Source organism: Pseudarthrobacter cellobiosi (genome assembly GCF_023913755.1).
Lineage (GTDB): Bacteria > Actinomycetota > Actinomycetes > Actinomycetales > Micrococcaceae > Arthrobacter > Arthrobacter cellobiosi.
Genome location: NZ_JAMXBJ010000026.1, coordinates 16,049 through 42,723, shown reverse-complemented (window position 1 = coordinate 42,723; position 26,675 = coordinate 16,049). Strand labels below are relative to the sequence as shown.

Genomic DNA, 26,675 nt, shown 5'->3' with positions numbered 1-26,675 from the left:
CGTTCCGAGAGGACACCATGACCACCGACACCTACGTCGTAGAGCCCATCGAGGAGCTGCTCGCCGAGGCCGATCCCGACCAAACGCTCGCTCCCTGCGGGCTCCGGCAGCTCATCATCGGCCCCGGCGCCGTTGGGGCAGTGGCCGACGCCGTCACCCGGCTCCTGCCGGCCGCGCAGACTGGCAGCGCGGCCACGCCGCCGCGGGTCTCGCTTCTGGTGGACCGTACCCGGATCGCGCGTTCCGGGGAGGACGTCAAAGACCTCATTCAGGCCCAGCTCGCCGCCAGGTTCACTGTGGTCCGCACAGTGCTCGACGACGGGCACGCTGAACTCCACGTCGTCGACAGCGTCCTCGATGCGGCCGCTGGAGTCGTCCTTGGCGCCGATGCCGTCGTAGCTGTCGGCGGCGGCACCATCAGCGACATCGCAAAGGTCGCAGTCCAGCGCGCAGGTGCCGCAGGCAGAACCCTGGTCCTGGTTTCGGTTCAGACAGCCGCCTCCGTCGACGGGTACACCGACGACGTTTCCGTGGTTCTGCGGGACGGGGTGAAACGCACCATACCCTCCTGCTGGCCGGACGCAGTCATCTCCGACACGGACGTTATCGCCGAGGCGCCGGAAGCCATGAACCGTGCCGGCTTCGGCGAGATGACGTCCATGCTGGTTGCTCCGGCGGACTGGCGGCTGGCTTCGCTGGTCGGCACCGACCCGACGTACAAGCCCAGCGCCGTGCGCCTGCTCGGCATGGTCGGCAAGGACCTGGAGAGCTGGAGCGCAGGGGTACGGGAGGCCCAGCCAGAATCGGTGGGGGCCCTGGCACGCGCCCTTGCACTGCGCGGGATCGTCACCGGTGTCGCCGGGACGACGGCCGTCCTGTCCGGCGTCGAGCACCTGATCAGCCACATGCTGGACCAGTACCACGGCGCCCATGACGAACCCATCGGCTTCCACGGTGCTCAGGTGGGAGCTGGTTCCGTGATTGCCGCCAGCGCCTGGGACATGCTGTTTGAGCGGCTGGCAGCAGCACCCGGCACCCGGCCGCGCTTGGCAGCCCTTGACCACGGACCGGCCAGGAAAAGAGTCCTTGCCGCCTTCGAACGGGTCGATCCGAGCCTGCGCGTGGCCGAGGAATGCTGGCGTGACTATTCCACGAAGCTCGATACCGTGGGGCGCGAGCTGGCCCGGGTCGGTGCGTTGCTGGAGGGCTGGACAGGCGTCCGCGGGGAACTTAGGGACCTCGTCCGGCCCGCGGAGTCGATCGCGTCGGCGCTCGCGGGCGCCGGCGCCGCTGTCACTCTGGCCGAGCTTGAGCCTTCGGTGGATGCCGAACTGGGGCGGTGGGCGGTCGAGAACTGCGCCCTCATGCGCAACCGTTTCACCGTCGTGGACCTGCTCACGCTCCTCGGCTGGTGGGAGGCCGCGGACGTGGCCGAGGTGCTGGAGCGCGCGGCCCAGGCGGCGGCAGCTGCGGGCGCGGAAAGGAAGTGAACCCATGCTGCGCGACTATGTGATCGGCGTCGACTGCTCCACCACGGCCGCCAAGGCCGTCGTCTGGAACGCCCGCGGCGAGGCACTCTCGCAGGCGCGCTGCGCCTTCGGCCTCAGCCAGCCCCGTCCGGGGTGGGGGGAACAGAACGCCGAGGACTGGTGGACCGCCTCCGCTGAAGCGATCCGGCGGGCAGCCCAGACCGTGGACACCTCCCGGATCGGCGCCATCTGTATTACCCATCAGCGGGAGAGCTTCGTTTGCCTCGACGACGAGGGCATCCCGCTCCGGCCGGCCATGCTGTGGCTCGACACCCGTGCCACCGGGGAGGTATCCACCTTCGGCACGGAAGACGTCCACCGCCTCACCGGCAAGCCCGCCAACCCGACCCCGGCCTGGTACAAGCTCCACTGGCTCCAGGCCCATGAACCGGACACGGTCTCACGCATCGGCAAGGTGGTGGACGTTCACGGGTTCCTGGTCCACCGCCTCACCGGTGCCTGGCTCACTTCCTGGGCCTCGGCGGATCCGCTCGGGCTGGTGGACATGTCCACCTTCGAGTACGACGACGGTCTGGTCGCCGCGGTGGGCCTTGACCGCGGGCAGCTCAGCGAACTCCGGCCACCCGGCAGCGTCCTGGGCAATCTCACGGACGACGCCGCCGCGCGCCTGGGCCTTCCGTCGGGAGTCGCCGTCGTGGCTGGCGCGGGGGACGGGCAATGCGCGCAGCTGGGTGCCGGGGCAACCTCGGGCGGCCGGGCCTACCTTAACCTTGGCAGCGGAATCGTGTCGGGGACGTTCGCGGAGCAATATTCCTATGCACGGGAGTACAGGACGCTGTCGGCCGCCGTTCCCGGGGCCTATACCTTGGAGACCTTCATCGGCGGCGGCACCATCAACCTGGTCTGGTTCATCGAGAAATTCTCTGGAATCGACGCCCAGGGCCTCGGCCTGGGGCTGAGCCCCGAGCAGGTCCTTGAGACCGCTGCGGCTGCTCTTCCCCCCGGTTCAGAGGGCCTGCTGGCCCTGCCGTATTGGACCGGGGCGCTTACGCCCTACTGGGACCACAATGCGCGCGGTGCCCTGCTCGGCCTCACCGGCGTTCATGGCAAGGCGCACGTGTATCGGGCCCTCCTTGAGGGCCTCGCTTTCGAACAGCGGCTCCTGACCACCGGGGCGGAGAAGGCCCTGGCAGAGCCCGTGGCCGAAGTGGTCGCCCTGGGCGGCGGCTCCCGCAGCCCGGTCTGGTGCCAGATTATCGCCGACGTCATGCAGCGCAGCGTCTCCGTGGTGCGCGATCCGGAGAGCACCTGCCTTGGTGCGGGGATGCTGGCCGCGGCCGCTGTGGGCATCCACGATTCCGTGGCCTCCGCCGCCAAGGCCATGAGCGGAACAGGGCTGTCCTACGAGCCCCGACCCGCCGCGGCCGCAGCGTACGAGCGGCTATACGACGTCTACCGCGATATTTATCCGGCCAACCGGGCTGTTTTCGCCAAGCTCGCGGAGGCAACGCGATGAATGCTTCAACGACCCTGACGTCCAGGCCGGTGAGAGCTTATGCCGGCTATCTCTTCGACCTCGACGGCACGATCTATCTGGGCGATGAGTTGCTCCCGGGGGCTGCGGAGCTGGTGCACGGGCTCCGGGAGGCGGGACGCGAGACACTGTTCCTCTCCAATAACCCCACCAAGAATCCGCAGATGTACGCGGACAAGCTGACCCGGCTGGGCCTGCCGACCCCCGTCAACCGGATCGTGAACCCGCTGGTCACCATCGTCGCGTGGCTGCGCAAGGAAGCTCCGGGGGCGGGAGTCTTCGTCATCGGTGAAGAGCCGCTCCAACAGGCCATCCGCTCGGCCGGTTTCCGGCTGACCGAGGATCCCCGGGACATTGACGTCGTGGTCGCGAGCTATGACCGCGGCTTCGACTACCGCAAGCTCCAGATCGCCTTTGACGCACTCTGGCAGCACCGGCGGGCGCGCCTGGTGGCCACAAACCCCGATGCCTACTGTCCCATGCCGATGGGCCGCGGGGAGCCTGACGCCGCGGCAGTGATCGCCGCGATCGAGGCGTGCACCGGAGTGCGGTGCGAGGCCAACGTGGGAAAGCCGGCCGGAGTCATGCTGCAAACGGCGCTGGACGTCCTGGGGCTCTCCGGATCGGACTGCGTCATGGTGGGGGACCGGCTGCAGACAGACATCGCCATGGCGGTGGACGCCTGCATGGATTCTGCCCTCGTCCTCACGGGCGAGGCCACTATGGAGATGGCGGGGCTGCTGCCCCCTGAGCGGCAGCCGACTATGGTGCTGCCGCGCATCGATGCACTCCTGGAGCCGTTCCGGGCGTCTTGAACGGGCGCAGTCAAGGCTGTACCGCGCGATCGGCCGAAGCTATTGCCAAGTTCGGCTACCCGCGAATAGAATTAGAATTCACACAATGAATATTTACTCAGAAAGGAGCCGTGATGGATCTTTCATCGCAGAATTTGCTGGAGATGCAGCGGCGCATGCTGCGGATCCGCCGTTTTGACGAGCGGGCATCCCGGATGGTCAAGCGGGGCCAAATCCCGGGCACCGTGCACACCAGCATCGGGCAGGAGGCCCAGGTTGTCGGGGCCTGTATGGCGCTCGGGGACCTCGACTACATGTCGGGCAATCACCGCAGCCACGGCCACCCGATCGGGAAAGGCTCGCCGCTGGGTCCGCTCATGGCTGAGCTCGTGGGCAAGGCCACGGGGGTGTGCGGTGGCAAGGGAGGGTCTCTGCACCTGGCCGACTTCGCGGTGGGCAGCCTCGGCGAGTCCGGCATCGTGGGCTCCTCGATCCCCATCGCCACCGGGGCCGCGCTTTCGAGCAAGGTTCTCGGCAATGGCAAAGTGTCCCTGGCGTTTTTCGGCGACGGCGCGGCGAACCAAGGGTGCTTGTACGAGGCAATGAACCTCTCCGGGGTGTGGAACCTGCCGGTGGTTTTCCTGTGCGAGAACAACCAGTACGCGCTCTCGACCCCGGCGCACACAGTGACCTCGGGCGTAATCGCGGACCGGGCCGCCGGCTTCGGGATGCCGGGCGTGCGGGTCGAGGACGGCCAGGATGTGCTGGCGGTCTTCGAAGCAGTCACGGCTGCGGTGGAGCGAGCCCGCCGGGGCGAGGGCCCCTCGCTCGTTGAGGTGATCACGTATCGGTTCAACGAGCACTCTGAGGGGCTTCGCCTGGGCACGGACTACCGTGACGCAGCGGAGAAGGCCGCCTGGGTCGAGCGCGACCCAATCGTCCTGTTCCGCCAGCATCTCGAACGCGAGGGGATCGCCACGGCCGGAGAGCTCGATGCGCTTGAAGCCGAAGTCCTGGCCGAGGTCGATGAGGCCGTGCGCTTCACCGACGCGAGCCCCTACCCTGACCCCAGTGTCGCCTTCAAAGACCTGTACACCGAGCCGATCGGAGCGATCGCATGACTGTCATGAGCTACCTTGGCGCCATCGGCGCCGCCCAGCGTGAGGCGATGGACGCCGACGAGCGGGTGGTCATCATCGGCGAGGACGTCGAGGCCAACGTATACGGCACCACCGGTGCCGGCAAGTCGCGCAAGGACAAGGGCGACTTCCTGGAGATGTATGGGGCCAACCGTATCCGCAACACCCCCATCTCCGAGGAAGTCATCGTCGGAGCCGCGATCGGTGCCGCGATGACCGGCCTGCGGCCCATCGTCGACCTCTCGTATTCGAGCTTCCTGTACATGGCAATGGACCAGTTCGTGAACCAGGCCGCCAAGAACCGGTATATGTTCGGCGGGCAGGCGTCCATCCCGGTCGTGTTCCGCTCGGCCATGTTCTACGGGCTCAACACCGGCGCTCACCACTCCGACCGCCCGTACCCGATGTTCATGAACGTCCCGGGGTTGAAGATCATTGTCCCGTCCACCCCGTACGACGCCAAGGGTCTGCTCAGGACCGCGGTGGACACCGACGACCCGGTCCTGACCTTCGAGGCGTGCACGCTCTGGGGCAGCAAGGGTGAGGTCCCGGAGGAGGAGTATCGTATCCCGTTCGGCCAGGCCAATGTCGCCAGGACCGGCGACGACGTAACCGTCGTCGCGATCGCCAGCGCCGTTCCGGAGGCCCTCGCGGCCGCGGAGTCGCTCGCCTTGGAGGGCGTCTCGGTAGAGGTCATCGACCCGCGCACCCTCGTCCCGTTCGACACCGAGGCCGTGATCCGCTCGGTACAGCGCACCGGGCGGCTGGTCATCGCTGATCCGGCCCACCGCACCTGCTCGGCCGCGGCCGAGATTTCGGCCATCGTCGCCGAGGAGGCGTTCGAGTCCCTCAGGGCCCCGATCGTCCGCGTCACCACCCCGGATACCCAGATCCCGTTCAGCCCCGCCCTCGAGAAGCAGCTCTATCCGAACCGGACAAAGATCGAGGACGCGATCCGCCGGATCACGGGCTTGATGGCGAACACCCTGAACACCGAACTCACATCGCCCGCACCGCGCATGTGACACCCCGTACAGAACACCAAAGCAAGGAGAAAGAAAATGGCAAGAGTTGAGGTCCTGCTGCCCCAGTGGGGAATGGGCATGAGCGAAGGCACCATCGCCACATGGCTCAAGAACGTCGGCGACACCGTCACCGAGGACGAGCCGCTGGCCGAGGTCGAGGCCGAGAAGGTTGAGGAGACCCTGGAATCCCCCGCATCCGGCGTCCTCGCCGAGATTGTCGTCCCCGAAGGCGAGACCGTGGATGTCCGATCGATCCTCGCTTACATCGAGACGGCCTGACGGGCCAGAGCTAGGAAGGGGAACAGATATGCCACAGGTCGATCCACGTCAGATCGTCAAAGACGCAGCCGACGGCAGATACGCCGTCGGAGCATTCAACATGCACAACGAGGAGACCACGGAGGCGCTGGTCAGGGCCGCAGAGCGTGCCAAGTCTCCGGTTTTCCTCCAGGTGGGCCGGGCGATCGTGCCCCACATGGGGCTCAAGAAGGCCTATGAGATGACGCGCCGCATCGCCGAGGAGTCCGAGGCCGAGTATGTGATCCATTTGGACCACGGACCGTGGGAGGAAGTGTTCGAGGCCATTAAGCTCGGGTTCACCTCCATCATGTACGACGGCGCGCACCTTCCGTTCGAGGAGAACATCCGCACCACGCGGAAGGTCGTGGAGGTGGCGCACTCCTTCGGCATCCCCGTGGAGGCCGAGCTGGGGAAGATCCCCGACGCCGACCAGCAGGTCGACTGGCAGTCCTACTACACCAATGTTGCCGAAGCGGAGCGTTTCGTTGCGGAAACGGGAGTTGACTTCCTCGCTATTTCCGTGGGAATCGTGCACGGTGTTCCGCTGGCGACAGCGCAGCCTCTGGACATCCAGAGGGTCAAGGAGATCGAGTCCGCCGTGGGCATTCCGCTGGTCCTCCATGGCGCGTCCGGCGTCCCGGATGACGAGATCCGCGCTGCAATGGCCGCCGGGGTGCACAAGTTCAACGCCGACACGGACCTGCGGCTCGCGTTCCGTTCAGGCATCGAGGCCGTGTGGTCAAACGGCGACCGCCAGCTCGAGGATGCGATGGCGGAAGGCCGGGAGCGGATGATCAACGCAACCATCGAGAAGATGGAGCTCTACGGGTGCGCGGGCAAGACACGGGGCCTGGCGCAGGTGCAGCGGTGACCGCTGTCGAGGAGGAGGGCAGGACTGTCGTCCCGCTCAAGGGAATCCGGCGCACTGCTGCGCGGCGCATGGTCGCCGCGTGGGAGGCGCCGGCTTTCCATCTCGCCGTCGAGGCGGACATGGGGGCTGCGCTCCGCGTGAAGGAGCGCAGCCCTAGCGCCACCGTCACGGATGCGATCCTGGCCGCCTGTGCGGCCGCGCTGCGGGACCACCCGGCCCTCAATGCTCACTACGCAGAGGAAACGGTCACCCGGTTCGACCGTGTCAACGTCGGCATGGCCGTCGATACGCCGGCCGGGCTGGTGGTTCCTGTCATCAAGGACGTGACGTCCCTGGGTCTGGCGGGTATCGCGGCTGCGCGCAGGGACGTCGTCCAGCGCGCCCGCGAGGGCAAGCTCACCATGGAGGACGTGACGGACGGTACCTTCACCGTCTCCAACCTCGGCATGATGGGCATCGACGCCTTCGATGCGATCCTCAACGTCCCGCAGGTGGCCATCCTCGCGGTCGGAGCAACACGCCAGCAGTTCGTGCCGACCGACGACGGGAACGGCACCTGGAGGCCCCGCGCGAGACTTACCCTCACATGCGACCACCGGGCCATTGACGGCGCCACCGGCGCCCGGTTCCTGGCCGCAGTAAGGGACAACCTCGAATCAAGCTGACGGGGGAGCGCCCGCAGCCAAAGGAGGCCCGGACAACCGCAAGGTTGTCCGGGCCTCCTTATTTCTGTGTCCGCGGCAGTGCCATGCCGCGTCCCGTTGGTACTGAAGAAATCACCGGATGGCCCAGCAGGCTGACGCGACGAACAGAGGACGAAGCCGGGCGGGGGCTGCGTTGGTGCCGACCCCGGGGGCGGGGTCCCGCGGCGCCGGGACGGGGGTGCCGCCTCCGGGGACGGGCCGGCCCCGGACGGACATGCCAGAGCCCTGCACGCACAGGAACCCCCCGGCCTTCACGGCCGGGGGGTTCCTTGGCTTCAGGGAGCGTGTGCCCGCTCACTTCAGGCGGGAGACGACTTCCTTCACCAGGGGCCAGACACGGGTCACCGACGTGTGGTTGACGGTTTCCTTGGGGGAGTGGAGATCATGCAGTTCGGTGCCGATGGAGATGATGTCCAGCCCGGGGATCTTCTGGCTAAACATGCCCAGTTCAAGGCTGCACTGGGAGACGTGGACATCGGCGTCGTAACCCATCACGTCGCGGAACGCCTTACGTGCCGTGTCCAGTAGCGGCGAGTCCGGCCGGTACGGGAACTCGGGCGCATCGAGCCCGTACTCCTCGACCCTGGCGCCTCCTCCTGCGAGTGCGGCAAGCGCGCGTACACGGTCGAGGATCTCGTGCTTACGGGAGGTCACAGCGGCGGTGATCGTGGACATGAGCCGGGCGCCGTCGGGCGTGGTGCGCACGGTGCCCAGGTTGTTCGAGCTCTCGACGATCCCCTGAACGGTGAGGCTCCAACTAAGGACGCCGTTCGGGACGAGTGCCGTCAGACGGGCGAAGCGCGCCGCGGCCGCCGCGGAGAAGACCCGGTCCGGGGCCTCGGCCGGCGCCAGTTCGAGGCGTAGGCCGGGGTCAGCCTGGCGGTACTCGTTCTGCAGTGCACCCTCGAGTTCCGAGATGACCCCGCGCACACCGTCCGCGTCTTCGGGCCGCAGGAGCAGCACGCTCTGGGCGTCGGCGGGGATGGCGTTGTTCTGGGCACCGCCATGGGGGTCCGAGATCTTCACGTCATACCGCGAAAGTACGGCGTTGAGTGCCCGTGCGAGGACCAGCACAGCGTTGGCGCGCTCAAGGTGGATGTCGAACTCGCAATGCCCGCCGGACAGGCCGCGGACCTTGAGCAGCAGCGCTTCAGAATGAGTTAGGGGAGCCGACTCCCACTCGGCGGGGATGTCCACGGTGAAGGTCACGTCGCCGCTGCAGCCGGCGAGGATCTCGGTGTCGGTGATCCAGTTGAAGTCGATCATGCGCTTGCCCGACAGCTTTGAAGTGTCGAACCCGGCGGCCCCCACCTTGCCCTTCTCCTCCATCGCGGTCAGGACCGCTTCAAGGGGAGGATGCGGGATGTCCGTCGAGTCCAGGAGGGCGAGGATGTAGGAGACGCCGATGCCGTTGTCTGCGCCCAGGGAGGTTCCGTTCGCCGTGACGAAGTCGCCCTCGACGAGGAGCTCGATCGGGTCGCGTTCGAAGTCGTGGACCACTCCGTCCTCCTTCTCACACACCATGTCGAGGTGGCCGTGGAGGATGAGGGGCGGTGCGTCCTCGAGGCCGAGCTGGCCCGGCTTGCGGACCAGGACGCAGTGCCGGTCGTCTTGGATGGCCTCCAGCCCGCGGTCCCGGGCGAAGCTGACCACCCAGTCGGCGACTTCCTTCTCGTTGCCGGAGCCGCGGGGGATGCCGGCAAGGGTCTCGAAGAAGGAGAACACCTCTTGCGGCTGGAGTGATTTGAGCGTTGACATGGGTGCCTTTCAAAGGGAAGGGAGTCCTCGCAGCGGTGCGGAGGACCGGTGGGCGTGAGGTGTTCGGCGGTTTGCCGGCTACTTGACCACTTCAGTGTGGCCCCGCCCCATGGTGAGCGCCACGGCGGCAATGATGACCAGACCGTAGACCAGGCTTTGCGCCTGCGGCGGGATTCCCACGGCAGCCGCGCCGATCGGGATGAGCGCGACCGTAAGGGCGCCGAAGATGATGTTGGCCGGGTTGGTGGCACCCCCGGTAATTGCCGTCCCGCCAACGATGGCAGCGGCGATGCCCGGCAGCAGCAGGTCGCTTCCCAGGCCGAAGGACGAAGCCGCCCCGGCCTGCGCGATGACGAGCATTCCGGCGAAACCGGCGAGCAGGCCGGAGAGGGCGAATGCAACGACCTTGAGCCATCGCGTCTGCAGGCCTGAGAACAGCGCGCCGGTCTCGTTGAGTCCCACCGCGGTCATGCCCTCGCCGGCGCTGGTGAACCTGAGGAAGGCCCACAGGCCTACCGCCAGGACCACGCCGACCCAGAAGGCCAGCGGCAGTCCGCCAATCGCGGTACCGAACAGGGGAGCAAGGAGCTGGGTGTTGGCCGTGGCATACACGGTGGTCGCGTCGCTGACCAGCAGCGACGCCGCCTGCATGATGCCGAGCGTGCCGAGCGTGAGCGCGAAGGACGGGATCTGGCCGAACGCGACCAGGAAGCCGTTGGCCGCGCCGATGAGAGTTACGATTCCGATGGCCACGATGGGCGCCGCGGGGCCGAGCGGCCCCAGGTTCTGGGCGAGGATGATGGCCGCGAAGATCACGATCGCCGCGTTGGACAGGTCGATCGAACCCACATGGAGCACCATGGCCTGGCCCAGGGCGACCAGGAGGATCGTCGAGGCCTGCACGGCGAGGATCGCGAGGCCGCCACCGGTCAGGAATGCCGGCCGCAGGACGGCCACGAGGGCGAACAGGATAAGGAATACCGTGAAGGGGCCGGCGGTGAACCATAGGTTCCGTGGCGGCCGACGAGCGGACTGGGTCTTCGAGTCCGCGGCAGCAGCCGGCGAGGTGGCCGACGGCTCGAGGAGGGCCTTCTTTGACATGGGATTCACACCATCTTTTCGAGCAGGTCGAGGGAGGTCGGGGTATCGGCAGAGAGGTCGAAGCGGGCTGTGATTTCGCCGTCGCGCATGACGAGGATCTCGTCTGCCATCTCGAGGGCCTCCTCGAGTGTGTCCGGCAGCAGGATCACGGCCGCGCCGTTCTCCTGGGCCGCCCGGATCTGGTCGTTCACCGTCTGGGATGCTCCCGGGTCGAGGCCGCGGAGGGGGTGGTCGAGGATCAGGACGTTGAGCTCCTTGGCCCGCAGCCATTTGGCCATGACGACCTTCTGCTGGTTGCCGCCGGAGAACCGCCCGAGGGGCAGGCGCGGGTCCCGGGGGCGCACGTCGAGGCGCTCGAACCATTCCTCGGCAGCCTTCAGCCGTGCCTTGCGCCGGAGGAACGGGCCCCTGGCCGCCTCACGGGGGTGTACAAGGGTGAGGTTCTCGGCAGCGCTCAGTCCGCCGACCATGCCCTCCACTTTCCGTTCGGAGGGGATGTATGCGATGCCCTTCCGGACGGCACGGCGCATCGACCAGGCCTGGACGGGACGCCCGGCGACTTCAACGGTGCCGGAGGTGAAAGGCTCGGCTCCGAAGAGGGCGCGGCACACGGATTCGCGTCCGGAGCCCATAGCGCCCACGATCGCGAGGGAACGGCCGGACGAGACCGCGAACGAGACGTCCTTGAAGTGCCCCTTGCGCCCCAGGCCCCGGGCCTCCACAGCGGGAGTGGCACCCGCCGCGTTGCCCCCGCGGCGGATCCGCGCCCGTGACTCCTGGCCGATCATGAGCCGGAAGAGCTCTTCTTCGTTGACCTCCTCGCGCCGCACGTCGGCGACGACTTCGCCGTGCCGCATGACGATCACGCGGTCGCAGATCCGGAGTACTTCATCAAGCCGGTGGGAGACGAAAAGCACCGAGCCGATTTCCCGGAGCGCGCGGATCTCGCGCTCAAGGATCTCCGTCTCGTTGCGCTCCAGCACTGAGGTCGGCTCGTCGAGGATCACGAGCGGAGCTGCGTGGATGGCCTCGTCGACGCGGAGCGCGCGGGCGATTTCGACCATCTGGCGGTCGACGAACGAGAGGTCGCTCACCTTGGTGCGCGGATCGATCGTGGATCCGACCCGGGCGAGGATCGAGGCTGCCTCGGCATTGAGGCGCTTCCAGCGGTAGAACCCAAACCGGGTGGCGGCGTCCTTGGAGGAGAGAGCGTTCATTGCGATGTTCTCGGCGACCGAGAGGTTGGACAGCAGGGACTGCTCCTGGTGTACGACGCCGATGCCCGCCGCCACCGCGTCCTGCGGCTTCCGGAACTTTACGGGACGGCCGTCTGTTTCGATGACCCCCGAGTCGGGCTGGTAGAGACCCGTCAGGATCTTCAGCAGGGTCGACTTACCGGCGCCGTTCTCGCCGATGAGGCCGACCACTTCGTGCCGCGGGACCTCGAGGGAGACGTTTTTGACGGCGTGCGTGAAGCCGAAGGACTTCGAGACGTTGGTCAGCTTCAGTGCTGGGGTTTCGACGCCGGTGCGCGGCGCGAGCGAAGCGTTGTTCATTTCACGATCCTCAGTCTGCTGCGGTGTGGCCAGGTAGCCACGAGGACAGCCGCGATCAGGACGGTTCCGGAGACCGCGGACTGGATGTTCGGGCTGACCCCGCTAAGGATGAGCCCGTTGTTCAGGACGGTCAGCATGAGTACGCCGATAGCGGTGCGGAGGATGCCGCCCAATCCGCCGCCCAGGGAGGTGCCGCCGATCACTACGGCAGCAATCGTCACGAAGAGCGTGCCGACTCCGATGGTGGCCGACCCCGCGCCGAGCTTGAGGCTTGCCAGCACGCCTGCGGCCGCACTGCAGGCGCCGGCGACGACGAATACGTAGAGCTTGTACCGGAGCACCGGGATGCCGTTGCCCTTGGAGATTTCCTCGCTGTCACCGATCGCGTAGGCGAAGCGTCCGAGCCTTGTGAAGCGCGCAACGAACATTCCAGCCAGGACGAACAGGGCGGCGAGGAGGAAGGAGTTGGGCAGCCCGAAGGTGAGGGTCGAGGGCCAGGCCTTGATGCCGCCGTCGGGCAGGAAGGGGATGGCCTGGTCGCCGAAGAGTACGGTGGCGATCCCGAGGCCCACGAACCAGACGCCGAGCGTGACGATGAAGGAGGGCACCTTGAGGCGCGTGTGGACGAGGCCGCTCATCAGCCCCAGGCCCACGCCGACCGCGAGCGCCGCCACGACGGCCCACGGGCCCAGGTCAGCACTCCCGCGGCTGTTGGCCGTCATGAGGACGAAGGTCATGCCTGCCGCGCCCATCACGCCCTCGATGGAGAGGTCAATTGAACCGGTCAGGATGACCAGGGTGGCGCCGACGCCGAGGATCAGCGGAAGGGACGCGTGGTCCAGGATGGTCCGCAGGTTGTCCGGCGTCAGGAACGTCGCGGGGTTCAGTGCCGTGAAGACGGCGATCAGTCCGAGCAGGGCAAGCACTTCGCCGAGGTTCTTGACCTGGAACCGGCGGCCTGTCCGGAGGGGTGGCTGTGATGGGGCGGGCGCCGCCTCGAGGAGGCCGGTCCCGGTGTCCTTGTCTATCATTACTCTCACCTGTCGTGGTTACTGTGGATGGGGCGGCTCCGAGCCCGCCTGCGCGGTGCCCGGAGCCGCCCTGCGGTTGCGATCCGTCAGGGCAGTTTCTCCGGGCCGCCCGAGACCAGCGGGACGGGCTCGGTGTCCCAGGGGCCCTTCTCGATGAGCGTGTCCATCCACCCGTCGATGTCGCCGTCGAACTTCGTAAATTCGGAGAGCTTGTCCGGGGTGACGCAGCTCAGCTTGAACAGGCTGTTGCGCTTCTCCTTGGGCAGCTCAGAGGGTTTGATCTCGCCAGTGGCGGCGAGGTACGAGGTGTAGAGGCCGATCGCGGCGGCCATGAATCCACGGTGGAATGTCTCGCCGGCGATCGCGCCGCCGCCCATGTTCTGCTTCATCATGTCGATAACCGGCGGGTAGAGGCCGTCCGAGGCGAACTTGACGTCGTTGATCCGGCCCGCATCCTTCACCGCCTGGACGGCGCCGATGATCATGCCGTCGTCGGCGGCCCAGATGCCGTCGATCTTGTCTCCGTGTTTGGCGAGGAGGTTCTGGGTCTCCTTGAGGCCGAGCTGCGGGTCCCAGTTGGCCGGGCGCGTGTCGAGCAGGTTCACGTCCGGGTAGGCCTTGAGCGCGTCCTTCAGGCCGGCCACGCGGGTCTGGCTCGTGGTGCTGTCGAGCACGCCTGCGAGGGCCACGATGTTGCCCTTGCCGCCGATGCTGTCGGCGAGCGCCTTGGCCGTGCACTGGCCGCTCTCGACCCCGGAGTGCTTCTGGAAGGCGACGAAGTTGTCGCCCTGGTCCCACGGCTCGAAGTTGTCCGGCTTGTTCCACCAGACCGTCGCGTAGCCGCCCGCGGCCTTTACGGCGTTGATGATGGGCGGGGCATCGGAGCTCGCGACCGTGTTGACCATGAGCGCGACCTTCTTGCCCTGGGCCAGGATGGCCTGGATCTTCGAGAGCTCGGTCTGCGAGCTTCCCTCGGAGTCGACGATCTCGAGTGGCACGTCGAGCTTCTTGGACAGCGCCTTCGCACCCTCGATCATCGAGGCCATGTAGGGGTTTGTGGTGTTGATTACGGATGCGACGAGGACGATGTCCTTCTTGTCGATCGGCTGCTGGGACCCGGGAGTGGTCGACGAGCAGGCGGTCGTGGCCATGAGGCCGGCCACGAGCCCGATCGCCGCTACGCGGCGCCGGAAGGGTTTCCTGGGGTGCATCAAAGACTCCTTTGTGAGAGACGACCATAGGCAAGTACAGTGTCCGAAATATATTTATTCAGCCACTGCATTAGCATTCTTAGAGTGTGCTTCATCTCACAGCAGCCTGTCAAGAGGCTCGCGGAATGAGGCTTAAAACGGAATGAGGCTTAAAAGACTGTGGGGAGCCTGCTCGGCAGGCTCCCCACAGCCGGGTCAGGGCGGAGGTCAGCGGAAGGTGCGGAAGAACGTCCTCACATCGTCCACATACGTGTCCGGCACCTCGAGCGGGGCGAAGTGGCCGCCCTCGTCATGCACGCGGTACTGCTGGAGGTTGAAGTATTTTTCCGTCCAGGTCCGCGGCGGCTTGTAGATTTCACCGGGATAGATGCCCACCGCAGTGGGCGCGCCGACGACGGGGAACCTGTCGTGCGAGGGCTTCCAAGGATTCCCCCGGCATTCCCAGTAGTAGCGCGAGGACGTGCCCCCGGTGTTGGTGAGGAAGTACACGGCAGCAGTCGTGACGAGGTCTTCCCTCGGCCACACCCGTTCAAAGGCCTCGGTCCCCGTGCCCCGTTCCTCGAGGCCCCAGAAGTACCGCTTCTCGGTGATCCAGGCCAGCTGTGCTGCGGGGGAGTCCGCGACGAGTGCGGCCAGGGTCTGGGGCTTTGTCAGCTGGATCTCGCCGTAGCCGCTCTCCTTCTGGACGAAGAGCTTGCCGCGTTCGAACCAGCCCTTCTCTTCGGCCTCGTTGTACTCGCTCTCGTCGGGGAGCCCGAGGAAGGGGTCGTACTTCACGCCCGGAGGGGCGTCGGGGTGCTCGGCGAGGTAGTGGCTCATCTGGGCCGGGAAGTGCGTGTAGACGCCGTAAACGTCCTGCTCGTACTTGTGGCCGTGCTGCTGCGCGATGAGGGCACCCCAGTCACCTCCGGCAGTCGCGTACTTCTCATAGCCGAGGACGTCCTTCATGAGGGCGTTCTCCAGATCCGCCGTCCGCCACCAGTTCCAGCCCGGCTCGGTCAGCGGCGAGGAGAAGCCGTACCCCGGGAGGGAGATGAGGACGACGTCGAAGGAGTCTGCCGGATCTCCTCCGTAGCTCGCCGGGTCGGACAGCGGGCCGATCACCTTGCGCAGGTCCCAGAAGGTCCAGGGCCAGCCGTGATGGATGAGCAGGGGTATGGGGTTCGGCCCCTTGCCCTTAACGTGGATGAAGTGGAGCGGGACCCCCATGAGCTCCGTCTTGAAGTGCGGCAGCTCGTTCATGCGCCGCTCGACGTCCCGCCAGTCGTACTCGTCGATCCAGTACTCGATGAGCTGCTTGTGGTACGTGGTGTTGTACCCGTAGCGCCAGTCGTCGTTGGCGAAGTCCACCGGATACCTCGTGCGGCGGAGCCGCTCGTTCATATCCTTCAGGTCCTCGTCGGGGATCGAGATGGTGAAGGGTGTGATTTCGCCTTCGTTGTGCGCAGCCATTGCGCCTCCTCGTGAAAAATAGATGGTTGGTTTTGACGTGCTCAGGTGATGTTGTACAGAGCCCGCGCTTCTTCATGGGTTGCGATGGGCCGGCCTACCTCCCGCGCGATCTCCTGGGCCTGCTGCAGGAGTTCGAGGTTGGTGGGATTGCGGGCGGGATCATAGAAGAGCTCAAGGCCGGTCTTGATGTGGCCGCCGAGCTCGATGGCCCGGCGGAGGATGGCGGTGTCGTCGAGGGCGCCCTGCCCCCAGATCGAGATGTACCAGGGGTGCTTGACCTTTGCTTCCTCGATCATGGAGAGGTAGTAGTAGAGGCTTTCAAGGCTGGGTTTCATGCCGTTTGTGCCGATCGGGTCCATGGCAGTGAGCCCGTAGTCGCCGATGAGGTAAAAGTCCCACATGGAGCCCTGCGTCGAGAGGCCCCGGTTGACGTAGTGCATGGCGTGGCGCAGGTGGCCTGGCTCGTATATGCCGAACACCATGGCCAGGTCCCTTTCGCGGAACATTTTGACCTGGCTTGCCACGCGCTGGTAGTTGAACCCGAACTCCGGTCCGGAGAGGTAGCCTTCCGCGTCCTCCTCGACGGCGAAAAGCGTCAGGCCGGTATCGACGCAGCCGATGCGCACATTGCCGCCCTCGTACAGGTGCGGCACGTGCTCGAGCCCGTTTTCATGAGGCAGCAGCCGGAGGTTGTTGCAGGTGGTGGGGTACCACGTGATGTCCGGGTGCTTCTCGAGGACCCGGTCCCACGTGCGCATGTAGTCCTTGTAGGCGTTCTCCCCGAGGAGGTCGAAGCTTGTGTTGTGCGCGTGGATTGCACCTGCGCCCGCTTCCCAGCACCTGATCGCGTCCTCCGCGATCTCCTCGTAGGTGATGGGCGTGTTCGGGTTCATCTCCTTCGTTCGGATCCCGTTGATGTGGGACTCGATCACCACCGGATAGTCCCATGTGGTCTTCATGTCGGCGTATTTGTCAAGGGCGGTGGGCACGGTACCTCCTGGCAGATGGAGTGGCGCCGATCCACTGGCAGTCATCCGCCGGGGGTGTGAATCGTTATGCGCACTTCTAATGAATATGCCATCGATCATGGGACGTACATCACACCATTGTCAATAGGTGCCTGACGCTGACCCCGGGTCAGCCCTTCGCTGCGGGCGTACGACGGCGGCTGGGACGCCTTACCGGGGCGGGGTCCCCTTGTGGCCGGGGTGAGGACGGGGCGGAATCGACCAGGAACTGGGCCGTCCTGACGTCGGTGACCAGCGTGTCCACCCACCCGCCGGCTGCCGCTGCCCTGACGGCCCGGTGCTTGCGGGCGCCGCCGGCAACGGCCCACCGGTGCCGGGCATTGAGCAGCTGCTCCCGGGTGATGCCTACCACCAGGTCCTCGAGCTCCGAGTCGATTGGGTTCCCGTCAGCGTCCAGGAAGTGCAGGCACACTTCACCTACTGCCCCAAGTTCACGCACGCGGGCGAACTGCTCGTCCGTGAAAAAGTTATCGCCCGGTCGCAGTTCCGGATCGATCTCGTCGGCGCCGATACCCACCAGTGCCAGGTCCACCGAGTCGAGCATCTGCAGCGCCTCCCGCGCATGCGGATCGCCGCTCAGCAGGAGTTCCTTCATCTCCGGGCTTGCTGCAACGCCGGGCGTCCGGAGGAAAACGGGCTGGGCTCCGGTGAGGGCGGCGAATTGCTGGGTGGACCGGGCCGTGGCGTGCTGGAGCGAGGGCGGGCCGAGGTCGCCCAGTGTTTCGATGACGTGCTTGCACCGGGTGCGCATGGGCAGCATGGTGTCGATCATCATCCGCATCGTCTTGCTCCAGGAGGTCAACGCGATCGTGCGCACCTCGAAGGCCACGTCCTGCAGGAGCGAGGCCATCGTGTGCGCCAGGTCCTTGCCCAGCTCTTCCTCGTTATCGCTGACGGCGTCGATGATGTGGACCTCACTGAGTCCGTACAGTGCCTCCACGCGTTCTTCAAGCTCCGCGTGGACGTGCGGCGGCACCGCCACTACGGTCCGTACAATTGAGGCCTCCTCGGCCTGGGCCAGCAGCCTCGAGACGCGGGACTGTGAAATCTGCAGCCGCTTGGCGATGTCGGTCTGGCGCATCTCGTGGGTATGGTAAAGGCGCGCTACCTTGATCATCAGTCGCTGCGCGTCGACGTCGTTCATTGGACTCCTTCTTTTTCTTCGCCCATCTTAGGGCCCCCTTGACACGTGACTCGGGGGACATAACACTTGTAAATGGAAATGCAGTCCATAAATATATATTCTATTGCTTGTGGGTCCGGAAGGGAAGCGCTATGGAGGAGTTCAGCACTCCGTTCGACATTGTTGTCGTTGGGGCAGGCATCAACGGCTTGGGGATCGCACGTGACGCCGCTGTCAGGGGCCTGCGGGTGGTCCTGCTGGAGCAGGACGACATCTGCAGCGGAGTCTCTGCGTGGTCCGGACGGCTTGTCCACGGCGGGCTCCGCTACCTCGAGCACCGCGACTTCGCGCTTGTGCGCGAATCGCTGCGGGAGCGGGAGCTCCTCTTCCGCCTCGCGCCCCACCTCGTCAAGCCGCTGCGGCTCATCATGCCGCTGAGCTCGCACAGCCGCCGGCCTGCCTGGCTTATCAGGATCGGCATGTTCCTCTATGACGTGCTGTCCTTCGACAAGAAGACCCAGGGCCACGAAGTCCTGAACCGCACCGCGATCCTCCGCCGATTCCCGGGCATATCCCCTGAAGGTCTTCGCGGGGCGGTGGTCTTCACGGACGGCCAGGTCGAATACGCGGAGCGCCTCTGCACCGAAGTCGCCGTCGCGGCTGCGGGCGCCGGGGCAGTGATCCGGACGAAGTCGCGGGTCGAAGAGCCCATCCTCGAGGGAGGTCGGGTCGTCGGGGTGCGCTACCGGGACACCCTGACCGATGAGATGCATGAGGTCCGTGCGCCGATCGTCCTTAATGTCGCAGGCCCGTGGATCGACCGGATCTTCCGGCGGGGTGCGCCGGACCAGCCCCGCCTCAACGGGGGCACGAAGGGCAGCCATCTGGTCGTGGATTCCTTCCCCGGCGCCCCGGACGACGTCGTCTACTACGAGTCCAAGACCGATGGCCGCCTTGTCCTGGTGATTCCGTGGATGGGCCGGTACCTCATCGGAACCACGGACCTCCGTTTCGACGCCGATCCCGGCGAGGCGCGCTGCGACGCCGACGAGATGGACTACCTGCTCGGCGAGGTGAACGAACTCATTCCCAGCGCGAACCTCACGTCAAACGACGTCCTCTTCACCTACTCGGGCGTCCGCCCGCTGCCGTACGCGCCGGATGTCGAAGAGTGGGAGATCCCCCGGAGCCATGTCCTCCACGACCATGCCCCGGACCTCCCCGGCCTCATCACCGTGGTGGGCGGGAAGCTCACCACCTACCGGCAGCTTGCTGAGGACGCGGTGGACGATGCCTTCAAGCGGCTCGGGCGCAGAAGCCCGAAGTGTGTCACGGCGAGCCTTCCCCTCCCCGGCGCCGCCGGGGACTTCGAGGGGGCGCGCATCGCGCTCCGCGCCGAAGGCCTCGCCGACGTGACGGTCGAGCGGCTTCTGGCCCTCTATGGGACCCGGGCACTCGACGTCGTAGCCGAGTCGGGCCGGGCTGGCGGCGGCCTTTCCGTCCTCGATCCCGCGACGGGTGCACTCGAAGCCGAGATCCTCCTCGCGGTACGGCATGAGTTCGCAAAGACGCTCACGGACGTCCTCGCCCGCCGCATGCTCCTGGCGTTCGAGCCCGGGCATGGCCTCGACGTGGCCGAGCGGGCTGCGGCCGTCATGGGCGCCGAAGTGGGCTGGGACGCGGCCCGCCAGGCAGCGGAAGTCCGTGGCTACCGCGAGTGGCTCGAACGGCTCGCGGTTCCCTCCCGTGCCGCGCAGGAACGGCCCGCAGTCGAGGGCTCCACGCCGTGAGCCCGCGGTACGTCCTGGCACTCGACGAAGGATCGACCAGTGCCCGTGCGGTCCTCGTCTCCCTCGAGGGAAAGATTGAGGCGGAGGCCCGCCATCCCGTGACCCCGCTCTTCCCGAAGCCGCGGTGGGTGGAGCTCGATCCCATGGCGCTGTGGGAGGCTCAGCGGCAGAGCATGCAGGCCGTCATGGCCAAGGTTGGCGCGACCACCGACGACCTCGCCGCGGTTGGCATCACAACGCACCGGGAGTCCTGCCTGCTCTGGGACCGGCGGACCGGCGAGCCCGTCCACAACGCGATCATGTGGATGTCCAAGCAGACGGATACGATCGTGCAGCGCTGGAGCACGGACGGTCGCGACGACGAGTTCCGGCAGCGGACCGGACTGTTCAACGACTCCTTCTTCAGCGCCTCCAAGCTCGCGTGGGTACTTGAGAACGTCCCCGGCGTCCGGGAACGCGCCGAGCGGGGGGAACTCGCTGCCGGCACGGTGGACACCTGGCTGCTGTGGCAGCTGACCGGCGGCCGCTCGCACTTCACGGACCACAGCGAGGCGTCCCGGACAGCGCTCTTCTCCCTCGAGACCCGAGACTGGGACGAGAAGCTCATCGAGGCCTGCGGAATCCCCGCACGCCTGCTGCCCCCGGCGCTGCCGTCCGATTCGCACTTCGGCGATATGCGCCCCGCCGACGTCGGACTGCCAGGGGCGTCCAGCGTGCCCGTCATGGCGATCATGGGCGACCAACAGGCCGGCATGTTCGGCCAGGCGTGTTTCGCCACCGGATCGGTGAAGAACACCTACGGTACCGCGGGTGTGCTCACCGCCAACAGCGGCCCGACGCCCGCCATCCTGGACGGGCTCACCGCCAGCGTGGGCTGGACGGCGGGAGGGACGACCGCCTATGAGATAGAGGGTGTCGTGTTCCACTGCGGCCAGACGCTGCAGTGGATGCGGGAGCGCCTGGGCATCATCACCGCCGAGACCGACCTCGAGGAACTCGGGCGCCGGGTGCCGGACACCAGGGGTGTCTATATCGTGCCCGCCTTCGCCGGCCTGTGCGCGCCGCACTGGTCGCGGGACAGCACGGCCAGCATTGTCGGACTCACGCTGGAGACCGGCGCCGAGCACATCGTGCGCGCCGGGATCGAGGCCATGGCTTACCAGACGCGGGACAACATTGACGTGCTCGTCGCCGGCGGGAACCCGGTTCCCGAGCTCAAGGTGGACGGCGGCGCGGCGCGCAGCGACCTCCTGTGCCAGTTCCAAGCGGACATCCTGGGCATCCCGGTGCTCCGCCCCACCGAGCTTGAGCGGACGGCGCTGGGCGTCGCGCACCTCGCGGGCATGGGGGTCGGTCTCTGGAGCCGGGACGCCCTCGAGACCGGGTGGCAGCTCGACCGGGTGTTCGAACCCGCGATGGCGGGCGACCGGCGCGAGGAGCTTTACGCCGGATGGTGCGGCGCCGTGCGGAGCGTGACGGGGCGCAATCCCGGCTCCGGAACACCGTGACGGGCGCGCACCCGCCCTTCGGCGCCGGCGTCGTGCGCGTTGTCCGTGACCGGCGGCCGCGCCCCGGCGGCGAGGACATGGAATTCATCGCGGACCACCTTGCCGCGCTTCCCGGCGCGGCCGGCGGAGAGCTGAACCTCTCCCGGCCGCTTGCCACGGCAGCCTTCAGCCGCCGTGATTCCCTCCGCCCCGGCTACCAGGAGGCCCTCGCGGTCCTGGCCGGACGCGGCTATGCGCCGATCATCAGGCCCGTCGGAGGACACCTCGCGGTGTACGGCCCCGGTGACCTGGTGGTCCACCTCTGGGCACCGCACCCCGACGCCCGGTCCTCGATCCGTGAGCGCTTCGAGGCCTTCGGCGAAGGGGCCGCCCTGGCCCTGCAGGGGCTCGGCGTCGACGCGCGCGTCGGTGCCGTGCCCGGCGAATACTGCACCGGCGAATTCAGCGTCAACGATTCCGGCCGCGCCAAGCTGGTGGGGACAGGGCAGCGCCTCACCAGGCACGGGTACCTGTTCAGCGCCGTCGTCATGGTCGAGGAGACCGCGCAGGCGCGGGCGGCCCTGGCCGAGGCGTACGCGCTCATGGGCCTCGACTTCCGCCCGGAATCCGTGGGCTGCGTCGCGGACGCTGCACCGGGCGCCACCGTCGAAGACGTCTCCGAAGCCCTGGTGGACACACTCCTGCCGTTGCTGCATTCCAGTGCCACGCCCTTCCAACTCCCATCCCCGGCGCGCAGCGCGGCGCGCGCCAACCACCACTCGTCCAACACCCTGTCAGGAGCCTCCCGTGTCTAACCAGTCCGCCCGGTCCACTATCCAAGCCCTCAAGGACCATCCCCGGGCGCGCGTCCTCATCGTGGGGGGCGGCATCAACGGCGTGGGCACCTTCCGTGACCTTGCGCTCCAGGGCGTCGAGGTAGCGCTCGTGGAGAGGGGCGATTTCTGCCAGGGTGCCTCCGGAGCCTCATCCCACATGATCCACGGCGGAATCCGGTACCTCGAGAACGGGGAATTCCGACTCGTGCACGAGTCGGTCGTCGAGAGGAACCGGCTGCTGCGCATTGCACCGCACTACGTCAAGCCGCTGCAGACCACCATCCCGGTGTTCTCGACGTTCTCAGGGCTGTTAAACGCCCCGCTGCGCTTCATCACCCACCGGTCGGGCAAGCCCCAGGAACGTGGGGCGCTCCTGGTGAAGGTGGGCTTGAGCCTGTATGATGCGTTCTCCCGCCGCGGCGGGACGGTGCCGAGGCACCGGTTCCTCGGACGCAAGCGGTCCTTGGCAGAGTTGCCGGCCCTGCGGGCGGACGTAAAGTACACGGCCACGTACTTTGACGCTTCGGTGCATGATCCCGAGCGGCTCACCCTGGACGCGCTCCGGGACGGGCTTGAGGCGGGGTCCCATGCGCGCGCTGCCAACTACGTGTCCCTCGTAGGGACGGACGACGGCGGCGCCCGGTTCCGTGACGAGCTCACCGGTGAGGAATTCACCTTCGAGGCCGACGTCGTGGTGAACATGACCGGCGCCTGGGTGGACAACACGAACGGCGCCCTGGGATCGCCGTCGCGGTTCATGGGCGGGACCAAAGGCTCGCACATCGTCCTGGACCACCCCGGGCTTCTGGCCGCCACCGCCGGCAGGGAGATCTTCTTCGAGCACAGCGACGGACGGATTGTCCTCATCTACCCCATGGGCGACCGCGTGCTGGTGGGCACGACGGATGTAGACGCGGGGGAGGACCTCGAGCCCGTGTGCACGGACGCTGAAATCCAGTATTTCTTCGATCTCATCCACCACGTGTTCCCCACCGTCGCGGTGGCCCGGAAGGACATCGTGTACACGTTCTCCGGTGTCCGGCCCCTGCCGCGCCATGATGAGACGGCCCCGGGTTTCGTGTCCCGGGACTACCGCATCGAACGCTCAGTGGTCCCGGGCACCGACCGGCCGGTGCTGAGCGTGGTCGGCGGGAAGTGGACCACCTTCCGGGCATTGTCCGAGCATGTGGCCAACGAGGTCCTGGGCTTGCTGGGGCGCGGCCGCGCCGTGATTACCGCGGACCTTCCGATCGGGGGAGGACGGGGCTACCCCGTTGATGAGGCGGGCGTCCAGGCCTGGATCACGGGCCGCACTGGGCCGGGGGCGGAGCGCCAGCGGGTCCGGACCCTGCTCGCCCGCTATGGCACCCGTGCGGAGGATGTCCTGGCGTACCTGGCCCAAGGAGAAGACGCCCCGCTGCGGAGTACTGCCGGGCTGAGCGTGCGTGAGCTGGCCTGGATGGCTGAGCACGAGCACGTGGCCCACGTCGCCGATGTCCTGATCCGCCGGACCAACCTGGCGTTCCGTGGCCTGGTCACCTCCGAAGTCGCCCACGAGGTCGCCTCGCAGCTGGCGCCCCACCTCGGCTGGGACGCCCACCAGGCGCAGCATGAGGCGCAGGCAGCGTTGTCGCTGCTCGCCGAACGCCACCGCCTCGACACGGCAAACGCGGGGGTCCTGCTGTGACGCTCGCACCCGAAGGACGCCGCCTGCTGCGCGTTGAGGCCCGCAACGCCGAGGTCCCCGTGGAGCGCAAGCCGGAGTGGATGAAGGCGAAGGTCCAGATGGGTCCGGAGTATGTCCAGCTTAAGAACCTGGTTAAGAAGGAAGGCCTGCACACGGTGTGTGAGGAGGCCGGCTGCCCGAACATTTTTGAGTGCTGGGAAGACAAGGAAGCGACGTTCCTGATCGGCGGGTCCGAGTGTACCCGGCGCTGTGATTTCTGCCAGATCGACACGGGCAAGCCGTCCCCGGTGGACATGTTTGAGCCCACGAAGGTGGCCCGCTCGGTCCTGGCCATGCAGCTGCGCTACGCCACGGTCACGGGGGTGGCCCGGGATGACCTGGCCGATGAGGGTGTGTGGCTGTACGCCGAGACGGTGAGGAAGATTCACGAGCTGAACCCGGGCACCGGCGTCGAACTTTTGATCCCTGACTTCTCCGGCAAGCCCGAGCACATTGAGGCGATCTGCGATTCCAAGCCTGAGGTCTTCGCGCACAACGTCGAGACCGTACCCAGGATCTTCAAGCGGATCCGCCCCGCGTTCCGCTACGACCGTTCCCTGGATGTCATCACCCAGGGCCGGAACCTGGGGNGGGATGGTGACCAAGTCCAACCTGATCCTGGGCATGGGCGAGACCCGCGAGGAGATCTCCGAGGCGCTGCGGGACCTGCACGAGGCTGGCTGTGACCTGATCACCATTACCCAGTACCTGCGCCCGTCCGAGCGGCACCTGCCGGTGGACCGGTGGGTCAAGCCGCAGGAGTTCGTGGACCTGCAGAATGAGGCGGACGAGATCGGCTTCCTCGGCGTCTTGAGTGGCCCGCTGGTCCGCTCCTCCTACCGGGCCGGCCGGCTGTGGGCCACCGCCCTCGCCAAGAAGGAGCTGCCGACGCGATGAGGGAAGGAACGGGCATCATGCTGGCAGATATCAATGAGGCGGTGGAAGCACTGCGCAGGGGAAGTGCGGTCATCGTCGTTGATGACGAGGACCGGGAAAACGAGGGGGACATTGTCCTGGCGGCCGAACATGCCACGGCGGAGTGGCTGACCTGGATCATCCAGGTCTCGAGCGGTTTCGTTTGTGCCCCGATGCCGAATGACATCGCAGACACGCTCCAGCTGCCGCTCATGACGCAGGACAACAAGGATTCCCTGCGTACCGCTTACACCATCAGCGTGGACGCCGCAGACGACGTGACGACAGGGATCAGTGCCAAAGACAGGGCCCGGACCCTGCGCGTCCTCGCCGACCCGTCCTCGGGTCCCGCCGATCTGATCCGGCCGGGACATATCCTTCCCCTCCGGGCGGTAGCCGGTGGTGTGCGGCAGCGGCCCGGCCACACCGAGGCTGCCGTGGATCTGCTAACCATGGCCGGCATCCGGCCTGTCGGCGTGATTGCTGAAGTCGTTGCCGACGACGGGGAAATGATGCGGCTGCCTGGACTGATCGCGCTGGGCCGGCAGAAGGGACTCCCGGTCGTCAGCATCGCCCAACTGGTCGAGCGGCTCGAAGCGCAGGAGTCCCGCCTTGCCCGTCGGGGCACATCGAACGCAGAACTGAAAGAGGAAGTGTGACCGACCACGCCACCCAGCCTTCGGGGTTGGCCGCAGACGTGCTGGTCCAGCTCGCACAATGGCCCGGCGCTCCATCCCTCGCCGTCGTGGGAGCCGAGGGGGTGCTCGGCTCCCACGACGAAGGACGTGTTTATCGGCTGGCTTCGGTGACCAAACTCCTCACTGCCCTCACCATCCTCGCCGCCGCAGAGCAGGGGGACGTCTCGCTCGACTCTCCGATCGGCCCTCCGGGTTCCACCCTTCGCCACCTTCTTGCCCACGCCTCCGGCCTCGGATTCGAGGAGGATAGGGTCCGGGCTGTCCCCGGGGCCAGGAGGATCTACTCGAACCGGGGCATGGACATGGCCGCGGCGTACTTCAGCGCCCAAACCGGCAGGCCCTTCGAAAGGGAGTTGAACGAACGGGTCCTGAAGCCATTGGGGATGCACCGGACATCGCTGGCTGGCCTGCCGTCCAAGGGAGGCATGGCGCCCATCGGGGACCTCGCCCGGCTCGCCCATGAGCTCTTGCGGCCCCGTACGCTCGCCAACTCCGTGGTGGCAGCGCTGTCCGAAGTCGCCTTCCCGGGGCTGGCCGGGATCCTGCCCGGATTCGGCCGCCAAGCCGACAACTCATGGGGCCTCGGCGCCGAAGTGCGGGGCACCAAGGAACCCCACTGGACAAGCCCGCACAATTCTTCCACCACTTTCGGGCACTTCGGCATGGCGGGCAGCTTCCTCTGGGTTGACCGCGAGGCGGGTCTCGCCTGCGCTGCGCTGTCCACCGTCGATTTCGGGCCCTGGGCCACAGATATTTGGCCGGCGGTATCTTCCGCCGTCCTCAGGTGTTACCGGGACTTGCCTTCTCACACGCCGGCGAGGCCGTAGCCGTTGAGTCCGGCGCCAGTGCGATGCGGTGACGCCGAGCCGCAACTGAACCAGGCCATCAAAGGAACGGGCATAAAAGAACGGCCGGCAGATCCAAGCGGATCCCGCCGGCCCTCGCTGCCTCGGTGCCGCAGGCCTGCCTCACCCAGCAGCGGCATTACCTTTTCGTTGAAGTGCTAGCTAGGCACGTCCGGAAACAGTGCAGTCCCGCCGCGCGATCGGCCAGCGCATCGGTGCCGGCAGCGTCCGCATCTTCACCGCGATCGACCAGCTGGCCGC

21 protein-coding genes and 2 pseudogenes are annotated in these 26,675 nt (G+C 66.9%); 15 read left to right on the top strand and 8 right to left on the bottom strand.

From position 1 onward, the window contains the following. Window positions 1–17 precede the first annotated feature (17 nt). From NG696_RS02185 to NG696_RS02150, 8 genes are all read left to right on the top strand, one after another. A complete protein-coding gene (locus NG696_RS02185) occupies window positions 18–1,490 on the top strand; it encodes an iron-containing alcohol dehydrogenase (RefSeq protein ID WP_252573787.1) in 1,473 nt (490 codons plus the stop codon). 4 nt (window positions 1,491–1,494) lie between these two features. After that, window positions 1,495–3,006 carry a xylulokinase gene (locus NG696_RS02180; RefSeq protein WP_252573785.1) on the top strand — a complete coding sequence of 504 codons (1,512 nt, stop codon included), beginning with the start codon at window positions 1,495–1,497 and terminating at the stop codon, window positions 3,004–3,006. Continuing rightward, window positions 3,003–3,839 (top strand): HAD-IIA family hydrolase, encoded by an 837-nt coding sequence (locus tag NG696_RS02175; RefSeq protein WP_252573783.1) that lies wholly within the window; start codon window positions 3,003–3,005, stop codon window positions 3,837–3,839. The genes NG696_RS02180 and NG696_RS02175 overlap by 4 nt, the downstream gene beginning before the upstream one ends. Window positions 3,840–3,952: 113 nt before the next feature. Next, window positions 3,953–4,939, top strand: a complete 987-nt coding sequence (locus tag NG696_RS02170; protein ID WP_252573781.1) for a thiamine pyrophosphate-dependent dehydrogenase E1 component subunit alpha — start codon at window positions 3,953–3,955, stop codon at window positions 4,937–4,939. Further along, window positions 4,936–5,982: an alpha-ketoacid dehydrogenase subunit beta gene (locus NG696_RS02165; RefSeq protein WP_252573779.1), complete on the top strand. Its 1,047-nt coding sequence runs from the start codon at window positions 4,936–4,938 to the stop codon at window positions 5,980–5,982. The genes NG696_RS02170 and NG696_RS02165 overlap by 4 nt, the downstream gene beginning before the upstream one ends. A gap of 36 nt (window positions 5,983–6,018) precedes the next feature. Continuing rightward, entirely contained in the window at window positions 6,019–6,261 is a 243-nt protein-coding gene (locus tag NG696_RS02160) for a lipoyl domain-containing protein (protein WP_252573777.1), read from the top strand. Window positions 6,262–6,289: 28 nt separating this feature from the next. After that, window positions 6,290–7,153 carry a class II fructose-bisphosphate aldolase gene (locus tag NG696_RS02155; protein ID WP_252573775.1) on the top strand — a complete coding sequence of 288 codons (864 nt, stop codon included), beginning with the start codon at window positions 6,290–6,292 and terminating at the stop codon, window positions 7,151–7,153. Then, entirely contained in the window at window positions 7,150–7,818 is a 669-nt protein-coding gene (locus NG696_RS02150) for a 2-oxo acid dehydrogenase subunit E2 (RefSeq protein WP_252573773.1), read from the top strand. The genes NG696_RS02155 and NG696_RS02150 overlap by 4 nt, the downstream gene beginning before the upstream one ends. 333 nt (window positions 7,819–8,151) lie before the next feature. Here NG696_RS02150 and pepD read toward each other — a convergent pair whose 3' ends face one another. The 8 genes from pepD to NG696_RS02110 all read right to left on the bottom strand — a co-directional run bounded on the left by pepD (window position 8,152) and on the right by NG696_RS02110 (window position 18,138). Next, on the bottom strand, window positions 8,152–9,615 hold the full coding sequence (gene pepD, locus NG696_RS02145; RefSeq protein WP_252573771.1) for a beta-Ala-His dipeptidase: 1,464 nt from the start codon (window positions 9,613–9,615) through the stop codon (window positions 8,152–8,154). Window positions 9,616–9,693: 78 nt separating this feature from the next. Beyond that, window positions 9,694–10,716: an ABC transporter permease gene (locus NG696_RS02140; protein ID WP_252573769.1), complete on the bottom strand. Its 1,023-nt coding sequence runs from the start codon at window positions 10,714–10,716 to the stop codon at window positions 9,694–9,696. Between the two features lie 5 nt (window positions 10,717–10,721). Next, window positions 10,722–12,272, bottom strand: a complete 1,551-nt coding sequence (locus NG696_RS02135; RefSeq protein WP_252573767.1) for a sugar ABC transporter ATP-binding protein — start codon at window positions 12,270–12,272, stop codon at window positions 10,722–10,724. Then, window positions 12,269–13,303, bottom strand: coding sequence for an ABC transporter permease (locus NG696_RS02130; RefSeq protein ID WP_252573765.1), 1,035 nt, complete (start codon window positions 13,301–13,303; stop codon window positions 12,269–12,271). The genes NG696_RS02135 and NG696_RS02130 overlap by 4 nt, the downstream gene beginning before the upstream one ends. An 86-nt stretch (window positions 13,304–13,389) precedes the next feature. Beyond that, complete coding sequence (locus tag NG696_RS02125) at window positions 13,390–14,514, bottom strand: sugar ABC transporter substrate-binding protein (RefSeq protein ID WP_252573763.1); 1,125 nt, start codon at window positions 14,512–14,514, stop codon at window positions 13,390–13,392. A gap of 207 nt (window positions 14,515–14,721) precedes the next feature. Beyond that, window positions 14,722–15,966, bottom strand: coding sequence for an epoxide hydrolase family protein (locus NG696_RS02120; RefSeq protein ID WP_252573761.1), 1,245 nt, complete (start codon window positions 15,964–15,966; stop codon window positions 14,722–14,724). 41 nt (window positions 15,967–16,007) lie between these two features. After that, window positions 16,008–16,955 carry a beta-keto acid cleavage family enzyme gene (locus NG696_RS02115; RefSeq protein ID WP_252573759.1) on the bottom strand — a complete coding sequence of 316 codons (948 nt, stop codon included), beginning with the start codon at window positions 16,953–16,955 and terminating at the stop codon, window positions 16,008–16,010. A gap of 148 nt (window positions 16,956–17,103) precedes the next feature. Next, entirely contained in the window at window positions 17,104–18,138 is a 1,035-nt protein-coding gene (locus tag NG696_RS02110) for a sugar-binding transcriptional regulator (RefSeq protein WP_252573757.1), read from the bottom strand. A 131-nt stretch (window positions 18,139–18,269) separates the two neighbouring features. On the opposite strand from NG696_RS02110, the gene glpD reads away from it, so the two are divergent. From glpD to NG696_RS02075, 7 genes and pseudogenes are all read left to right on the top strand, one after another. Next, on the top strand, window positions 18,270–19,907 hold the full coding sequence (gene glpD, locus NG696_RS02105; protein ID WP_252573755.1) for a glycerol-3-phosphate dehydrogenase: 1,638 nt from the start codon (window positions 18,270–18,272) through the stop codon (window positions 19,905–19,907). After that, window positions 19,904–21,415 carry an FGGY family carbohydrate kinase gene (locus NG696_RS02100; RefSeq protein ID WP_252573753.1) on the top strand — a complete coding sequence of 504 codons (1,512 nt, stop codon included), beginning with the start codon at window positions 19,904–19,906 and terminating at the stop codon, window positions 21,413–21,415. The genes glpD and NG696_RS02100 overlap by 4 nt, the downstream gene beginning before the upstream one ends. Continuing rightward, complete coding sequence (locus NG696_RS02095; RefSeq protein WP_252573751.1) at window positions 21,412–22,209, top strand: lipoyl protein ligase domain-containing protein; 798 nt, start codon at window positions 21,412–21,414, stop codon at window positions 22,207–22,209. The genes NG696_RS02100 and NG696_RS02095 overlap by 4 nt, the downstream gene beginning before the upstream one ends. Continuing rightward, window positions 22,202–23,917, top strand: coding sequence for a glycerol-3-phosphate dehydrogenase/oxidase (locus tag NG696_RS02090; RefSeq protein WP_252573749.1), 1,716 nt, complete (start codon window positions 22,202–22,204; stop codon window positions 23,915–23,917). The genes NG696_RS02095 and NG696_RS02090 overlap by 8 nt, the downstream gene beginning before the upstream one ends. After that, window positions 23,914–24,844 (top strand): annotated as a pseudogene (gene lipA / locus NG696_RS02085) (lipoyl synthase); the annotation flags it as partial. The gene NG696_RS02090 and the pseudogene lipA, both read left to right, overlap by 4 nt. A gap of 23 nt (window positions 24,845–24,867) precedes the next feature. Then, window positions 24,868–25,467: pseudogene (gene ribB / locus NG696_RS02080) on the top strand (3,4-dihydroxy-2-butanone-4-phosphate synthase); the annotation flags it as partial. 59 nt (window positions 25,468–25,526) lie between these two features. Next, window positions 25,527–26,396: a serine hydrolase domain-containing protein gene (locus NG696_RS02075; protein ID WP_252573747.1), complete on the top strand. Its 870-nt coding sequence runs from the start codon at window positions 25,527–25,529 to the stop codon at window positions 26,394–26,396. Window positions 26,397–26,675: the final 279 nt, after the last annotated feature.